The organism is Streptomyces asoensis (genome assembly GCF_013085465.1).
Classification (GTDB): domain Bacteria; phylum Actinomycetota; class Actinomycetes; order Streptomycetales; family Streptomycetaceae; genus Streptomyces; species Streptomyces cacaoi_A.
Window position 1 is genome coordinate 200,819 of sequence record NZ_CP049838.1, and the last position, 15,693, is coordinate 216,511.

The 15,693-nt window shown below is 70.5% G+C and carries 16 protein-coding genes; 10 read left to right on the forward strand and 6 right to left on the reverse strand.

Annotated elements, in window-relative coordinates; genetic code table 11:
- Window positions 1–177: 177 nt before the first annotated feature.
- Window positions 178–891, reverse strand: a complete 714-nt coding sequence (locus tag G9272_RS00965) for a hypothetical protein (protein WP_171394732.1) — start codon at window positions 889–891, stop codon at window positions 178–180.
- A gap of 321 nt (window positions 892–1,212) precedes the next feature.
- On the opposite strand from G9272_RS00965, the gene G9272_RS00970 reads away from it, so the two are divergent.
- Entirely contained in the window at window positions 1,213–1,773 is a 561-nt protein-coding gene (locus tag G9272_RS00970) for a snapalysin family zinc-dependent metalloprotease (RefSeq protein ID WP_171394733.1), read from the forward strand.
- Between the two features lie 233 nt (window positions 1,774–2,006).
- On the opposite strand, the gene G9272_RS00975 is transcribed toward G9272_RS00970, so the two are convergent.
- The 3 genes from G9272_RS00975 to G9272_RS00985 all read right to left on the reverse strand — a co-directional run bounded on the left by G9272_RS00975 (window position 2,007) and on the right by G9272_RS00985 (window position 4,657).
- A complete protein-coding gene (locus tag G9272_RS00975) occupies window positions 2,007–2,276 on the reverse strand; it encodes a hypothetical protein (protein ID WP_171394734.1) in 270 nt (89 codons plus the stop codon).
- Between the two features lie 294 nt (window positions 2,277–2,570).
- Window positions 2,571–3,929 carry a hypothetical protein gene (locus G9272_RS00980; RefSeq protein ID WP_171394735.1) on the reverse strand — a complete coding sequence of 453 codons (1,359 nt, stop codon included), beginning with the start codon at window positions 3,927–3,929 and terminating at the stop codon, window positions 2,571–2,573.
- A 149-nt stretch (window positions 3,930–4,078) separates the two neighbouring features.
- Window positions 4,079–4,657, reverse strand: coding sequence for a TetR/AcrR family transcriptional regulator (locus G9272_RS00985; protein WP_171394736.1), 579 nt, complete (start codon window positions 4,655–4,657; stop codon window positions 4,079–4,081).
- Window positions 4,658–4,748: 91 nt separating this feature from the next.
- Between G9272_RS00985 and G9272_RS00990 the strand changes: the two genes are divergently transcribed.
- The 3 genes from G9272_RS00990 to G9272_RS01000 all read left to right on the forward strand — a co-directional run bounded on the left by G9272_RS00990 (window position 4,749) and on the right by G9272_RS01000 (window position 6,524).
- Window positions 4,749–5,195 (forward strand): DUF1772 domain-containing protein, encoded by a 447-nt coding sequence (locus G9272_RS00990; protein WP_171394737.1) that lies wholly within the window; start codon window positions 4,749–4,751, stop codon window positions 5,193–5,195.
- A gap of 490 nt (window positions 5,196–5,685) precedes the next feature.
- The gene (locus G9272_RS00995; RefSeq protein ID WP_171394738.1) at window positions 5,686–5,922 is read left to right on the forward strand and encodes a hypothetical protein; all 237 of its coding nucleotides are present in this window, start codon (window positions 5,686–5,688) and stop codon (window positions 5,920–5,922) included.
- Window positions 5,923–6,035: 113 nt separating this feature from the next.
- Window positions 6,036–6,524 carry a hypothetical protein gene (locus G9272_RS01000; protein WP_171394739.1) on the forward strand — a complete coding sequence of 163 codons (489 nt, stop codon included), beginning with the start codon at window positions 6,036–6,038 and terminating at the stop codon, window positions 6,522–6,524.
- A gap of 34 nt (window positions 6,525–6,558) precedes the next feature.
- On the opposite strand, the gene G9272_RS01005 is transcribed toward G9272_RS01000, so the two are convergent.
- Together G9272_RS01005 and G9272_RS01010 are read right to left on the reverse strand one after the other, a co-directional pair.
- Window positions 6,559–7,392 (reverse strand): DUF4436 family protein, encoded by an 834-nt coding sequence (locus tag G9272_RS01005; RefSeq protein ID WP_171401763.1) that lies wholly within the window; start codon window positions 7,390–7,392, stop codon window positions 6,559–6,561.
- A gap of 62 nt (window positions 7,393–7,454) precedes the next feature.
- Complete coding sequence (locus G9272_RS01010) at window positions 7,455–8,426, reverse strand: serine hydrolase domain-containing protein (protein WP_253268150.1); 972 nt, start codon at window positions 8,424–8,426, stop codon at window positions 7,455–7,457.
- Window positions 8,427–9,024: 598 nt separating this feature from the next.
- On the opposite strand from G9272_RS01010, the gene G9272_RS01015 reads away from it, so the two are divergent.
- The 6 genes from G9272_RS01015 (at window position 9,025) to G9272_RS01040 (ending at window position 15,500) form a co-directional block, all read left to right on the forward strand.
- Window positions 9,025–10,656 (forward strand): alpha/beta hydrolase, encoded by a 1,632-nt coding sequence (locus G9272_RS01015; RefSeq protein ID WP_253267641.1) that lies wholly within the window; start codon window positions 9,025–9,027, stop codon window positions 10,654–10,656.
- Between the two features lie 14 nt (window positions 10,657–10,670).
- Complete coding sequence (locus G9272_RS01020) at window positions 10,671–12,296, forward strand: alpha/beta fold hydrolase (RefSeq protein WP_171394741.1); 1,626 nt, start codon at window positions 10,671–10,673, stop codon at window positions 12,294–12,296.
- Window positions 12,297–12,504: 208 nt separating this feature from the next.
- Window positions 12,505–12,771, forward strand: a complete 267-nt coding sequence (locus tag G9272_RS01025; RefSeq protein WP_171394742.1) for an SRPBCC domain-containing protein — start codon at window positions 12,505–12,507, stop codon at window positions 12,769–12,771.
- A complete protein-coding gene (locus tag G9272_RS01030) occupies window positions 12,771–13,439 on the forward strand; it encodes a dihydrofolate reductase family protein (RefSeq protein ID WP_171394743.1) in 669 nt (222 codons plus the stop codon). The genes G9272_RS01025 and G9272_RS01030 overlap by 1 nt, the downstream gene beginning before the upstream one ends.
- 216 nt (window positions 13,440–13,655) lie before the next feature.
- Window positions 13,656–14,600, forward strand: coding sequence for an NAD-dependent epimerase/dehydratase family protein (locus G9272_RS01035; protein ID WP_171394744.1), 945 nt, complete (start codon window positions 13,656–13,658; stop codon window positions 14,598–14,600).
- Window positions 14,601–14,606: 6 nt separating this feature from the next.
- Complete coding sequence (locus G9272_RS01040; RefSeq protein ID WP_171394745.1) at window positions 14,607–15,500, forward strand: RNA polymerase sigma-70 factor; 894 nt, start codon at window positions 14,607–14,609, stop codon at window positions 15,498–15,500.
- Window positions 15,501–15,693: the final 193 nt, after the last annotated feature.

Sequence of the window (15,693 nt, forward strand, 5' to 3'; positions counted from 1 at the left end):
CAGACGGTCAGACCACCGTCCACCGCTCGTAGAACGGCGTCCCGGACCACCGGGGCGGGGCGCAGGCAACTCCTTTCCTTCCGGTTCCAGACCGGGTGCCGGGCCCGCAGCGGCGAAAACGCCCTCCCCCGCGGCTGGTTCAGGCGCAGACTCTCGGACAGGACGGGTCCCGCGTCCCTACAGATCCCACCACCAGGTTTCCAGGTCGCCGTCATCGGCGAACTCCACGGGAACCGCATAGGGCGATCGTCGGGCAACAGCCAGGGCGTCCGTGCGGCGGACGACAGCGCGGAGGTCTTGCACGGCAGGCATGTCGGCGAGTTCGGCGACGTCGAAGGGGCAGCCGGCAGGGCCGCCGAGGAGGGCGCCGCAGCCGAATCCGTACCACGTTCCGATGAGTTCGGGGTCCCGCTCCTTCTCGGCGGCGACGGCGACCTCACGCACGACTTCGATCAACCGGGCGGGGCGGGGCAAGGCGGTGTCGGGGCCGTCGAGTTGGCCGGCGGCGGCCAGGCGCCGCCACAGTGCGGTGCCCGCGTCGCAGTAGAGGAACGGCGGCTCGACGTAGCCGTCTTCGAGCCAAGACGTGTAGCCGTCGAAGTCGGGGGCGTCCTCGTCGAAACTTCGAAGAGCGGTGAACTCCGTCAGCGCGTCGAAGTACGCGGACCGCTCGGCATAGTCGGGATGCCGGGAGACCGGCATGCGGTAGGTGTGCCCACGCCGCAGCAGGACGTCCATCACGCGGAAGTTCGTGAACGAGCAGTCGTACCCGTCCTGGAATTCGTACAGGGCCGCGAACCAGTTCCGCACGCGTGGGTCGCCCGCCTCGGCGTGGCCGTCCAGGACGCGAACCGAGTCCGCGACCAGATCCTCGATCGTATGCTCGGACATCGACTGTCCCTCCTTGAGCCGACGACAACCTACATGCCCCGGCCGGACTCCGGTGCGACCGGACTGCCGCACGAAGAGCTCTCGCCGCGGGCCTTCACGACGCTCACGTGCACGGGCACTCCGCACTCCGCACTCAGGCAGTCCCTACTGCAACATCCCTCACCGACGGCCCCGGGGACGCGATCGCGCAGTCGGGTGACCATCGGCGGCACAGCACGCTCGGGGTGCCGCACATCGACGGATTCGTCTGTTCCCCAGTTGGGCAGTGGACTCTAAGAATGTCATGAGCACGACTGCCCTTCCCCCACAAGGAGGTCGATCATGCACGTCCGTACGCTGACCGGTGGCCTGGCCGCTGCCTGTCTGATGTCTTTGGCCCTGGCAGGCGGTCAGGCCGCGGCCACCCCCCAGGCGCAGAACGCCCCGGCAGCCGCCCGTGTCCTGATCTATGACGCCGGCGGCTCCGCGGAGTTCCGCAGTGCCGTCGACCGGGGCGCGGCGATCTGGAACGAGAGCGTCGACACCGTCGAGCTCCGACCCGCCGCCGCCGGGCAACGGGCGAACATACGAGTCCTCGCGGACAACGGCTGGCCGCGCGCCCTGCCCACCACACTGGGCAGCGGCACCGTGTACATCGGACGCCAGGCCGTCGACCAGGGCTATGACACGGTCCGCATCTCCGCCCACGAGCTCGGGCACATCCTGGGTCTGCCGGATCGCAAGCCCGGTCCCTGCTCGAGTCTGATGTCCGGTTCCAGCGCGGGCACCGCGTGCACGAACCCGTACCCGAACTCCGCGGAGAAGGCGGAGGTCGAGGGGAACTTCGACGGAGCCCTCGTCGGCCGGACCCCGGCGGAGCGCGCCGAGGTGATCGTGGACTGACGCGTGCCGCGCCGCGGACGCCGGGTGGTGGTTCGAGACAGGGCGTCCGCCTCCGATCCGCAGGACACCCGCCCTCTGGCTGGACCGCGCTCTCATCGGGACGGTCGCATCACAGGCCATGGGCCTCACGGACTCACCGTCGGGGCGTCTGCGGCGCGGGCTCAAACGAACCTCTACCCGCCACCTGGCCGTAGCTGTACGAGCGCATCCCCTCAGGAGGCCGCTCTGGAGGGCTACAGCGATCTGAGCGCGTCCGTGCAGCTGGAGCACTCCCAGGGCCTCATGTTGGGTGGCAGCCACGACGCCCCCGGCTCCGGAGGCTGGTAGTCCACCCGTTCCATGTCCAGTGTCGGCTTGCCGCAGAACGTGCGGTCGCCCACGTCGCCGAGGGCGTCCGGCTCAGCCGTTGCCGCGTGTACCGCCGCGATGCGCGAGACCGCATCGCCCGGGCCGAGGTCAGTGGAGAGTTCCTTGCGCAGCTCGCGCAGCACGACGATCGCCATGTGGCCACTTTCGGTGCTCCCCGCCGCGGCCGCATCCCGGGCACGGCGGACGACTCCGCCAGGCCCACGGTTTCGCTGACGTCATGATCGGCATGCTTGAGGCGATGTCCGCCGCATCCGCCGGCCGGAAGACTCCCTCACCCAGGGTGTCGCATCCGATTGCGGGGTCCTCGCGCTGGATGCGACTCTCTAGCCCGCCAGCCAGCGCATCGCCTGGGCCGGCCGGCAGCGTCCGCCCTGTGAAGCGCGGGTTCGGAGCAGCCGCTCGACGACTGCTCCGAACGCGCGGGCCGGTCAGTTGACGGTCAGGGCCGCCGTGTTGTTCGTGAGGTCCGGGTCGAAGTCGAAGGGGGACTCGCCGAACTCGCCGAACGGGGGATGGATGCTCACGGCGCCGGTCGCGCCGGGCACCACCGTGTCGACGCGCACGGAGAACGCGAACGTGCGCTGGGTGTCCTCCAGCACCCAGTACGGCAGGTGGCAGTCGTAGCGCGGCGCGCCCGCCTGCCTCGGGTAGTAGCCGCCGGAGAGGGTGTGTGGAGAGCAGCCGGACGGCACGCCGGTGACCTTGGTGCCCGCGGGAACGATCAGCCGGACTGCGGCGACCGGGTCGCCGGAGCCGAGGTTGCCGAACCAGGCCGGGCCGTTGTTCTTGAACGTGAGCTCGGCCGTGGCCGTCTCGCCCGCAGCGCCGGAGATCGCGTCACCGGTCACGGAGAAGTCCGCGGTGTTTTCCGCGCCGATCTGGACGATCACGTAGTCGTTCTGGGAGTCGATGTCCTGGGCGCCGCCGCCGGGCTCGATGCCGATGTCGAGCCGCTCGTTCAGCGCGTGCGGGGCGAGTCGCACCGTCAGCGGCTCGGGCAGCTCGAAGGAGTCGCCCGGCGCCAGCACCTGGTCGAACGTGCAGATTGCCGTGTTCAACGGTGCGTAGTCGTCGCCGTCCGTCGTGGTGTAGGTGCAGGCGTCGTACCGGCTCAGGTCCGTCAGGCCGTACGAGGTGTACAGCGTGACGGTGAACCCGTTCGCGCTCTCGTTGCCGTTGTTGGTGATCTTCAACGGGATCGTCCGCTCGTCACCGGGCTGAGCGTCCTCGATGTCGGCCAGGGGGTCGATGGCGAGGTCGGGCCCGGAGCCGACGGTGAGCGTGGTGGCGTAGCTCTCGTGCGGCGCGGTGAGGGTGCCGTCGGGCCCGCCGGTGGCCGTCGCCTCGTAGGTGATCCTGCCCTGTGCGCCGGCTTCGGCGCCGTCGGCCGCGCGCACGGTCAGGAGCACCTGGTGGGCTCCGGTCGTGGGAACCACGGGGATGTCGCAAACGGCGCTGGTGCCGCTCGGCGTGCAGTTGTCGGGCCAGGTCACCTCGGCGACCCCGGCGAGGTCGGAGACGTCGACGGTGAGCCTGCCATCGGTCACCGTGAAGTTCTCGTTGTCGTGGTAGATGCCGACGCCGAGGATGAGGGACTGCGGCTGACCCCCGTCGGTGCCGAGCGGCAGCGTTCGCTCGGTCGGCTCGCTGATCGACAACTGGTCGGTCTGTGGCGGGTCGTCGGCGGCGAACGCGGGCGCGGCGAGACCGGCAGTCAGCAGACCGGCCACCACCACGGCGGCGCCGGATCTGAGGCGTAACGGGCGTCCAGCGGAGATCAGTCTCATTGCTATCCCCCAAGGGTGTGATACCGCGACTGACGCGCCGGCAGCCCCGGCGCACCGGCAGGATCATCACATGGCACGGCAGCCCGCCGCTCCCGGGTTTCCCGGCCCTGTTGGAGAACACCCGGCTGCCGGCCCGCCCGGACGATGCATCAGGCCCTGGCGAGCCGGTCCACCAGCAGTTCCACCCTCCGCTCGGTGTCCCCCGGCGGCAGCCGTCCCGCCCGGGTCAGGGTCGCCAGCCCGTGCAGGGCCGCCCAGAACACCTCGGTGAACAGCGCCGGATGGATGCCGTCCCCGGCGACCTCGCCGAGGCTCTCCAGCAGGGCGGCGAAGGCGTCCTTCAGAGGCTCCGGGGTGTCCTCCTTCGCGAACGCCAGGCCACCGTCCAGCTGGAACATGGCGTCGTAGACCGCCGGGTTGCGCTCGGCGAAGTCGAGGTAGGCGCGGGCGAGGGCGGTGACACGGGCGTGCGGGCCGTCCACGGCGGAGGCCGCGGCCCGCAGTGCCGCGGCCATCTCGGCGGCACCCTCGAGGGCGACGGCGCCGATGATCTCGCGCTTGCCGCGAAAGTGGCTGTAGAGGACGGGCTGGCTGTACTCGATGCGCTCGGCGAGCCGGCGGGTGGTGACCGCGTCCCAGCCCTGCTGCTCGGCGAGTTCGCGTGCCGTCGCCACGATGAGGCGCTCGCGGCCCGCCCGTTCGCGCTCCTTGCGTTCCTGTACCGACATGACTCGATTCTAGCATCGCTAGACAAGCGAGCGGCAGCAGTACTAGCGTTGCCTCATCATCTAGCAACGCTAGATCTCACGAGGGGTCATCATGCTCAATGCACTCGAGGTCTTCACCACCGTGGTCGTCGGCGTGATGGTGGGGGTGGAGTTCTCCGTCGCCTTCTTCGTCAACCCGATCCTCAACGGCCTCCCCGGCGACAACGGCCTGCGCGGCCGCACCCACGGGGCCCGGCTGCTCGGCGCCGTGATGCCGTTCTGGTACATCGGCTCGCTCGCCCTCAGTGCGGTCTGGGCCATCGCCGGATGGCACCACGACGGCGCCGCCCTCGTCGTCACCGCCGCCGCGCTGCTGATCCTCAGCGTGGTCATGTCGATCCTGCTGCTCGTCCCGATCAACAACCGGGTCAGGACGTGGACCGCCGACGGCCTGCCGACCGACTGGAAGCAGCAGATGAACCGCTGGGACCGCTTCCACTACGTCCGCGTCGCCGTCATCGTCGCCGCCTTCGCCCTGCTGGTCGCCGCGCTCGCCTGAGCCCACAGGCCGAGACCGCACAGGTGGCGCACACTCCCCCTACTTCGCAGACGGTAGCGGGCCGCCGAGATACCGCTCCTCCGTGAGACGCGCCGGCTGGTGTTCGATCTGATGAGCACCCTCGACGGGTGACTCACATCTACCGAAAAGACGTTGGGACTGTTCAACCACTACGACCTCGGCAGCAAGCAGCCGCTCGTCGGCCGCACCACCCCCGTCTTTGGCCTCGGGGACGGCACCCTCCCGGGCAACCTCAAGACCATGTTCCGCGAGGACGGGCCGGAGAGACGCCGGCCTTCTTCAACAGCGGCCCAGGCGACCCGTGTACACCCTGCTCGCCCTGGAACTCAGCATCGGTACATAGGATTTGGCGTCGTCCGGGCTGGACCACGGCGGCCGATCCCTCGCCGGTCAGCATCTTCCGCAGCCAGGTCAGCTCGTGCTCGCCGCCGATGAAGACCCCCGACGCAGAGGCCGGCAGGAACCCGGCATGGGCCGGGCCCGAACGGTGTGCGCCCGGTGCACGGCCTTCATCGGCAGCACCACGATCCGCGCGTCGTCACCGCTGATCGCCGCACCGATCGACCCGGCCCCCACCGGCCTGTCATCGGTCACCGGTCACCTCCACCCGCACCCGCTCCTGCGGGCCGTGCTCGTTCACTGCTGTGACGGGTGGATGGTGGTGTGGTCGCCAGAAGCCGAGCAGTGCCGGCACCGCGCCGCCTGATCGACCTCACCACCCGCACACCATCGTGCCGACCCGGTGAGCCATGCTGAGGGCGGGCCCTTCGAGCATTATCCAGGTGTGGGCCGGCACGAGAAGGTGCCAGAGTCACCGTCGTGACCTTGATGAACGTGCTCGTCGACTTCGCCCGGACCGGCCGTATCGGCCCGCTGCACTGCGGCATGCCTCTCGCCGAGGCCGAGGACCTCCTGGGCCCGGGACGCCCGCACCCCGCCATCCGGATGAGACCGGACATCGACGGCTACCCCTATGCCTGGAACGGCCTGGAGCTGGTCGTCACCCGGCGCCTCGTCAGCGGAATCTCGATCAGGCTCCGGCCGGGCTCGACGACCAAGTTGCCGCCCCTGGTCTTGCCGGACTCAGAGTCCTACCCGTCCACAGTGCTCCGAGAGGACCTGATCTCCGGCCTTGACGCCGCCGACTGCCGCCACGACGTCAACGACCGCCTCACCTTCGGAGAGCAATCCAGCATCCTTGCCCAACCCGCGAACGTCTGCGCGGTGTTCTTCCCGCCTGGCCGTGACGACCACGTGCCCCACCGTGAACGCCTCTACCTCGGCGTGATCCATAAGCACACCGCCTGACCGTGGGCGTGGCCGGCCCGGTGCGGCGGAGCCACTACGTGGGCTGCGCGTCCCGGTGGAGGGCCTTGTTGACGCCGGTGATGACCACGGTGATCAGGCAGAGGGCGATGACGGTCTCGGCCCACAGGAAGGCGAACCAGTCCAGCACGCAGCCGATCGGGGGTGTGCCGGGGGCGGTGTTGCGGAACGCGGCGAGAGCGAACAGGGTGGCGGCCATCCAGGCGAGGCCGGGCCAGACAAGGCCCTCGCTGCCGGTCGTCAGGTACCAGGCCCCGATGAGCACGGACGCCGCCAGCGCCCACATCACCACCATCATGAAGACCGCGAAGACGAGCAGGCTGCCCGATCGCGCCAGCTCCAGCGCCATCACGGCCTCCTGCCGGGAGGGCGCAGGTTGCGCGGAGATCGAGAAGAGCGTGTCGTTGTTGGAGAACAGCATCCGTACGGGCACCTGCTTGCCGCCCAGCTGCGCCCGGAACGCGATGTCGGTCTCGTAGGTGTCGAACGGGTAGTCACTGATCGATCCGCCTGTGAGCGCAACCTGGACGTCTCTCGTCGCGAGCCGCTCATGCGCCGTGAACTCCAGGTCGCTGAGGGTCGCCCCCGAGGTCTGGAGGCTGAGATCGGCCACCGGGGCCGCCCCGTCCGCCTCGCCGAGAGTCCCGCGCGGGGTCACCCAGACCCGCAGTACCAGCTCTCTGCCCGCGGCGTCGACACTTTGGACGACGGCCTCCACGTCCACCCGGTCGGCGGCCGAGGATCCGGCGGTGTGCACCGTGTCGACCGCCTGCCGCTCGGTGAACTGCAACCACGAGCCAACGGCCACCGCGACCACGATCAGGAACGCGATGGGGATGAGCACGGGCAGGATGGACCTCCCGGAACGTCGTGGGCGAGGCGAGTCGGCAGGTGCCGGACGGCCCTGACGCATCACTTGGTCCAGATACCCAGCAGTCGGTTTGCCGCGTCGGGGAGAGGGAGGATTCCGGCCCCGTAGCGCCCTTGCTCGATGCCCCGCGGGCGCAGGGCATCGCCCACACTCACCGCTCCGTCCGTGACGCCGGCGAGCAGTTCGGTTCCGCCGATGCGACCAGTGCCGTAATGGCCGGCCCAGCGGACGAGTGCCCCGGGGGCGGTTGGGACGGACCCGTCTCCGTACCGCTTCCAGGGGGAGGAGTCGGGAGTGCAGGAGCCGTCCTTCTCGTCGTACGACTTCGCCTTTCCGGGAACGTCCACTGCCGGGGACAAAACCATGCGCAGATCCAGCGGGGAGAAGAACTCCTGCTGGATGAAGGTCGGGAACGGCTTGCCGGTCACCCTCTCGACGACATGCGCCAGGAGGACGTAGTGGGAGTTGGAGCAGGAGAAGCCCTCCCCTGGCGAAGCCTGTGGCTGTGAGTCGAGGATGGCCGCGATCGCTTCCTCCTGGCCGGCCGGATCTGTCAGCTCGATGCCCTTGGCCTCCAGCAGTTCCTGGTGGTCGGGAATGCCGCTCGTGTGGCGCATCAGGTCGCCCGGCGTGACGTCCCGCGCCCAGGCCGGAGGGTTGTCTAGGTAGTCGGACAGGGGCTCGTTCAGCGCGAGTTGGTGCCGCCCGGCCAGCAACAGGACCGCGTCTGCGGTGAATTGCTTGGAGTTGGAGGCCATGTCGAAGACCGTCTTCGAGGTGATGGCGCGCCCTGTCGTCAGATCGGCTTTCCCTCTCCCCGCCTCCCGGACAACGCTTCCCCGTACGCCGACAGCTGCCGCACAGCCCGGGCCGTCGGGGGAAGGCACCAGCTCGTGGAGAACCTCCGCGCCGCGCGTTTCCCGGTCATCGCCGCTCGCGTAGGCGTGCGGGTTCGCGACACCGGCCACTACGACCACAGCCATGGCGCCCCCGGCGGTACCCAACGCCGCCATCGGACTCACGGACACCACCTGCTTTCGCCACCTGGAACGAGATCGGCTCGGTGCCATCTCGAACTTCGGAGGGTTGAGGCCATCAAGTCCGCTGCGGGTGCGCCGCCACCGGTGCGCCGTGATGCGGCGCCGGCCGACACCGGGCCGAGTTGTCAGGAGAATCAGGACACCCTGGCAGCCGGCGCCCCGATGCGGAAGCTGCGCTCTGCCATGTGATCCCGTTCCCCTACCGACAGCCACAGGGCCTCCTGGGCGACGCCGAGGCGGTGTTGGCGGAACGCACGTAATCCACGCTACGGGGTGGTCCGAGGACGTGCATGCGGACGACGTGGCGGCAACAAAGCGTGCGCCGCCTGCCTCGGGCATACGGCTGGGTGACCACCGCCGGAGCGGGGGCGGCTCCGGCCCCTGCCGACCGAGCGACCGGGGTCAGCCCCCAGTCCGAGGTGGGGCTGCTCCAAGTGGAGGCGACGAGTGGTGGAAGCCCTTGCCCGAACGCAGGCTGACGTACGCGCCCTGCCCGGCCATGCGGCGCGGCGCAGCCATGCCAACCGTCCCCCGACCGGAGTGGCCAGGGACGTCAGAGAGACGAGATCACATGGCGGAACACGACATCGGTCCCGGGCCCCTGCCCTCCTTCTCCGGGACCGGGACACCTGTACGGAGCCGGGCTCGACACACCCCTCCACGACTCAGCCGGAGGGCGCGTACGAAGGCGGCGCTCCTCGCCGCCTGTCTGGGTGTCCTCGGTACGGTCGGGACCGCGCCGAGCAGCGCCCAGTCGACGCCCGCCGGCGGGCCGCCGCCGCGGCATCCGGCGCGCTTCGTGCCGGGCCCCTGCCCACAGACGCCCGAGCCCGTTCCCGGGCGGTGCGGGTTCCTGGAGGTCCCCGAGAACCGCGAGCGCCCCACGAGGCGGACCATCCGGCTGGCCGTCGCCATCATCCCGGCAGCGTCGAAGACGCGGGCCGCGGACCCCGTGGTGTTCATGGAGGGCGGTCCCGGCGGAGACGCGTTCGGAGCCATCCCCTTCCTGATCGACTCCGACGTGAACCGCGACCGCGATCTGATCGTCGTGGCCCAGCGCGGCGCCCTCCACTCACAGCCGAACCTCGCCTGCCCGGAGATGGACCGGTTCAACGCGACCGCCGTCGGCCTGCCCTACGACGCGCCGTCCACCGGACGAGGGCTGGTACGCGCGGCGAAGGCGTGCCGGGACCGTCTGACGGCCGAGGGGAACGACCTCACGGCCTACAACACCACCGAGAACGCCGCGGACTTCGCCGCCCTCCGCAAGGCCCTGGGCATCAAGAAGTGGAACGTCTACGGCTACTCCTACGGCACCGACCTGGGCCTCACCTACCTGCGCCGGCACCCCCAGGGCATCCGCTCGCTGGCGATCGACTCGGTCGTGCCGCCACAGATCGTGAGCCTGCCGTGGGCCTGGGACAGCGCCCAGGAGGGGATCAACGCGATCTTCGCGGCATGTGCGGCCCAGCCCGCGTGCAGGTCCCGCTACCCCCACCTCTCCCGCACGCTCACGCAGCAGGTCCGGCGGCTGGAGGCGAACCCCCTGAGGCTGACCGTGCCGCCGCCCGGTGGCGGAACCCCGGTGAAGGTCGTCCTCGACGGGGGCACGCTGGTGAACCTGCTGGTCACCAACGGCCAACTGGTTCCCTCCGTCGACGTCCCCGCGGCGCTCTACGAACTCGCCGCCGGCAATCCGGAGCGCCTCGCGCGGGCCCAGGCCGCCGGCGCGACGCCCGCCATCGGCGAGTTCGCCCACGGGCTGACACACTCGGTGGCCTGCGCCGAGTGGGTCCCGGGCTTCTCGAAGCGCGACGTGCTCGAGGCGGGTCGCCGGGCCTTCCCCGGATGGCCGGACTCGGTGCTGGCCCACGCACCGCAGCTGCCCTTCGAGCACGACCTGTGCCGCGTCTGGAACGTCCCGGACCGCACCGCGGTCCAGCGGGTGGCCACCCGCAGCAAGGTGCCCGCGCTCATCATCACCGGAACCTTCGACGCCAAGACCGGGGCGAGCTGGGGGCCGTTCACCGGCCGTACGCTGCCCCGCTCGACCGCGGTGGTGATTCCCGGAATCACCCACTGGGTGGTGCCGCAGAACCCCTGCGCCGCGTCGGTCCTGCGCTCCTTCCTGGCGCGGCCGACCGCGCCCGACACCGGCTGCGTGCCGGGAGTCCGACCCAAACCGTTCACCATCGTCCCCTGACCGGAGTACGCACGATGTCCCCTGGTACGACCCTCAGCCGGCGCCCCGCTCGACGGCTCCCGGCAACGCTGGCCGGAGCCACGGTCGGCGCCCTCGTCGTCGGCCTCGCCGCGATGCCCGCACAGGCCGAGTCCGGCACCGACGGCCCGATCGGCACGGTCGCCCGTACGGTGGGCGACGCCCACTTCGAACCGGGCCCCTGCCCCAGGACGGCGGACCCGATCCCCGATCTCGCGCGCGCCCGCTGCGGCACCCTCACCGTGCCCGAGAAGCGTTCCAAGGCCACCGGGCCCAAGGAGCCCAAGGGGTACGGGGGCGACGACGGACGCGAGATCACCCTCGCTGTCGCGATCATGCCCGCGGAGAGCAGCAGACCCGCGCCCGACCCGATCGTGTGGCTCGCCGGCGGCCCCGGCGACGACGCGGTCTCCGAGATCCCGATGGCGCTCGCCGGCAACCTGAACCGTGACCGCGACGTGATCTTCATGTCCCAGCGCGGCACCTACTCGGCCGACCCGGAGCTCACCTGCCCGAACATCGACCGGTTCAACGCCCGCGCCCTCGGCCTCGTCTCCAACGCGCCGTCCACCGGGCGCCTGCACGTCGAGGCGACCCGGGCCTGCCGCGAGCGCGTGGACGCCCAGGGCGCCGATCGCAGCACCTACAACGACATCGAGAGCTCGGCCGACTACGACGCCCTGCGCAAGACGCTGGGTGTCAAGAAGTGGAACGTCTTCGGGATCTCCTACGGCACCCACCTGGCGCTCAACTACATGCGCCTGCACCCGAAGGGCATCCGCTCGGTCGGCATCGACGGCATCCTGCCGCCGTCCATCGCCGGCGGGGCCGTGACCTGGAAGGCCGCACGAGAGGGTTTCGACGGCCTGTTCAAAGCCTGCGAGGAGCAGCCCGCCTGCAACACCCGCTACCCGAACCTGAAGGCCACCTTCCTCCGCCTCGTCAGTGAGCTGGAGGCCGACCCGATCACCACCACCGTCACGGTCCCGGTCCACCCGGAGCCGGTGAAGGTCGTGCTGGACGGGGGCAACCTGGTCACCTGGCTGACCTCGGCCACCCACGTGGCGGCCGGGGTGCCGCGTTCCATCGACGAACTGGCCCACGGCAACCCGCAGCGGATCGCCGAGCAGCTCGCGGGCGGCAAGTACAGCCCGCAGGCCATCGGCAGGGTCGCCCACGGGCTGGTCTACGGCGTCTTCTGCCGCCAGTGGACCCCGTACGAGAGCCGGGCCGACATCATCCGGGGCGGGCGCCGCGCGTTCCCGTCGTTCCCCCGATCGATGCTGGCCAACGCCCCGCAACTCGCCTGGCTCCACGACGACTGCCGTGCCTGGGACGTCCCCCCGGCGCCCCCGTCGGTCCGGGACGTGACCCGCAGCGACATCCCGACCCTCGCCCTGTCCGGCGGGTTCGACGCCCAGACGGCGCCGAGCAACGGGGCGTACGTCGCCCGTACGCTGAGTCGCTCCACCGCCGTCACGGTCCCCTACGTCGCCCACGTGGTGTTCGCCGACTCGCGGTGCGCGCAGACGATCACCACGTCGTTCTTCGCCCGTCCGACCGCGCCGGACACCAGCTGTCTCGCGGGACTCCAGCCGCCGCAGTTCGAGATCGCACCGTAAGGCGCTTGCCGACCACCGCCACCCACGGTGCCGGAACCGCCGGGGCCCGCATCCTCCATGGTGGTGGATGCGGGCCCCGACGGATTCGAGCGGTTGTGGAACGAGAGTTTCGACCGACTGGAGGACCGTCCGGGCCGACCCGCCCCCTCCCACCCGACGCGACACCTACGTGCAGGACCTCGAGCAGACACGGCAGGAGGAACGACCGATGGCAGCAAGGCAGGAAACGCGGGCGGAGCCGGCGACGGCCGACCCGCGGCAGCCGGTGTTCGAGGCGTTCACCGAGGTCCGGCACCTGTCGCGGTGGTGGGGTCCGGAGGGGTTCACCACCACCACGCGGTCCTTCGAGTTCAGCGCGGGCGGGGAGTGGGACTTCGTACTGCACGGGCCGGACGGGACCGAGTGCTCCGAATGGATCGTGAGCAGCCTGGCGGCCTACGTCACCGACCTCGCGCGGAAGGGAGTTGAGGACTGATGGCCGCAAAGGTGTTCTTCAGCGTGACGATGTCGCTGGACGGCTTCATCGCGCCCGAGTCCGTGCCCGTTGAAGACGAGCTCTTCGCACCCGATAAGCAGGACGACCCGGACGTTCAGCGCTGGATGGCGCAATGGGCGCAGCTGCAACAGTGGCTGTTCCCGCTGCGGTTCCTCCGGGAGAACCTGAAGCTGGGCGAGGGCGGCGAGGAGGGCCGCGACAACGACGTCGCGCGGGAGACGTTCGAGCGCACCGGCGCGAGCGTCATGGGCAAGCGCATGTTCGACCTCGGCGAGCAGGCATGGCCGGAGGAGGCGCCCTTCCACACCCCGGTCTTCGTCGTGACGCACACCGAGCGTGACCCGTGGGAGCGGCCCGGCGGCACCACGTTCCACTTCGTCAACGACGGCATCGAGCACGCCCTCGACCAGGCCCGCGAGGCCGCCGGCGACCGCGACGTCCGCATCGCCGGCGGCGGCGCGACGATCCTGGAGCACCTGAACGCCGGCCTGGTCGACGAGTTCTCGATCACGCTGTCACCGGTGCTTTTCGGCGCCGGCACCCGCCTGTTCGACGGCGTGGACGCGTCCAGGGTCGCGCTGGAGCAGGTCCGTTCGGAGCCGTCGTCGCGGGTGACGCACCTGACCTACGCCGTGCACCCACGCTAGCCGCGCCACCACTCCACCCTGGCGACCCGAGCACCCATGGTGCGGACTGCGCCGCCCAAGCACTGCGAAGCCCGGCAGGGTATGCCCCCCGCACGACATCCCAGGTATGACGCAGGTCACATTAGCCGAGTGTCACGCCCTGGCGAGCCGGTCTGTCCCATGGACGTCATCGGGACGAGGGAAGCCCGGAACAGCAAGACGACAGGAGTCACGGCGATGAGGGTTCTGCTGGCGGGTGCGAGCGGCGTGCTGGGCCGGAAGATCGTGCGGGAGCTGACTGCGGCCGGGCACGAGGTGGCCGGTCTGGGGCGGGGTGCGGAGAACACCCTGCGCGCCGATCTGCTCGACCGTGAGGCGGTGCTGCGCGCCGTCGACGGGCACGGCTTCGATGGTGTTGTGCACGCAGCGACCGCTCTGCAAGGCAAGTCGCTGATGCGTCACCAGGACATGGAGCCCACCAATCTCCTGCGCACCGAGGGCACCGCCAACCTGCTCGCGGCGGCGCGGGAGACCGGCGCGCGGCGGTTCGTGGCCGAATCGATGGTGTTCGGCTACGGCTACGGGGACCACGGCGACGCGAAGCTGACCGAGGCAGACGCCCGGTTCGGTCCACGGGACGCCAATCCGTGGCTGGAGCGGCACGTCGGCGCGATGCGGACCAAGGAGGAGCTGGCGTTCGGCGCGGACGGAATCGAGGCGGTGAGCCTTCGGTTCGGCCTGTTCTACGGCGCCGGGGCCACCGACACCACCGTCCTGCCCATGCTGCGCCGGCGCGCGCTGCCGGTGGTGCCGGACAAGGGCCGGGCGCTGGCCTGGGTGGACGTCGACGACGCGGCGCGCGCTGTCCTCCTCGCACTGACCGTCTCCGGTGCGGCCGGCCAGGCGTACAACATCGCGGACGACGCCCCGCTCGGCTTCGGCTCACATGTCCGTGCGGTCGCCCAGGCCTTCGGCGCCCCGGCCCCGCTGACCGTGCCGCTCTGGCTGCTCAAGCCCGCGCCGCTGGCGCACACCATCATGTCGAGCAATCTGCGGCTGGCGAACGACAAGGCCCGGCGCGAGCTCGGCTGGGCCCCCACCCACGCCGGGTGTGCCACCGGGCTGCAAGCTCTCGCCGACCATCTGGCCCTTGCCGAAGCGGCCGGGCCACTGGCAGCCTGACGCATCATGATCGAATCGAAGCCCGATCGCCCTGACACCCAGCCCGACCCCTTCACCGAGCACCGTCGGCTGCTGTTCGCCACCGCCTACCGAATGCTGGGCAGCGTCGCCGACGCCGAGGACCTCCTACAGGACGCCTGGCTCACCTGGTCCGGGGTCGACCGGTCGCAGGTCGGCAACCCGCGGGCCTACCTGGTTCGTGCGGTCACCAACCTCGCCATCAACCGCCTGACCTCCGCCCGGGCCACCCGCGAGTCCTATGTCGGCCCGTGGCTGCCGGAGCCCTGGCTCACCACCCCCGACATCGCTGAGGAGGCAGAATTGGCCGACAGCGTCTCCATGGCAATGCTGGTGGTCCTTGAAACCCTCGGCCCGGTCGAACGGGCCGTCTTCCTGCTGCGCGAGGTCTTCGGCTACTCACACGCCGAGATCGCCCAGACGCTCGACCGGCCGGAAGCGACAATCCGTCAGATCGCCCACCGCGCCCGCTCACACGTCCAGGCCCGCCGCTCGCGCTTCGACACCGACGCGGCCGCACGGCAGCAGGTGACCGAACGCTTCATGGCTGCCTGCGCGGGCGGCGACCTCAACGCCGTCATGGCGCTGCTCGCCCCCGACGTCGCCGCCTGGTCCGACGGCGGCGGCAAGGTCACCGCAGCTCTTCGCCCCCTGCACGGGCCTGATGCGGTGGCCCGTTGGATGCTGGGCGTGCTCGCCAAGCCCAGACTCCACGGCGTGGCCATGGAGTCCGCCGACATCAACGGCGAGCAGTCCGTCCTGTTCACTCTGCACGGCCAGCCCATCGGCACGCTCTGCTTCGACCTGGTCGACGGACGCCTCCAGCATCTCCGCCTCCAGGCCAATCCCGACAAGCTCGGCGGCCTCACCCCCCGCCCGTGACACCGCCCCGCAAAAGGCCGCCGAGACGCGGGGCCGCACCGTGAAACTGCGCAGCGCCAGTGACACCCGCAGTTCCAGCGGTGCGGTTCGGAAGGCCAGGGGGTGACCAGCAAGGTCCATCTGCTGTCCGACGACCCGGGGGCCCGCCCCTGCACCACACGACTGCCGATCACGGGCGGATGACATCGCCTCC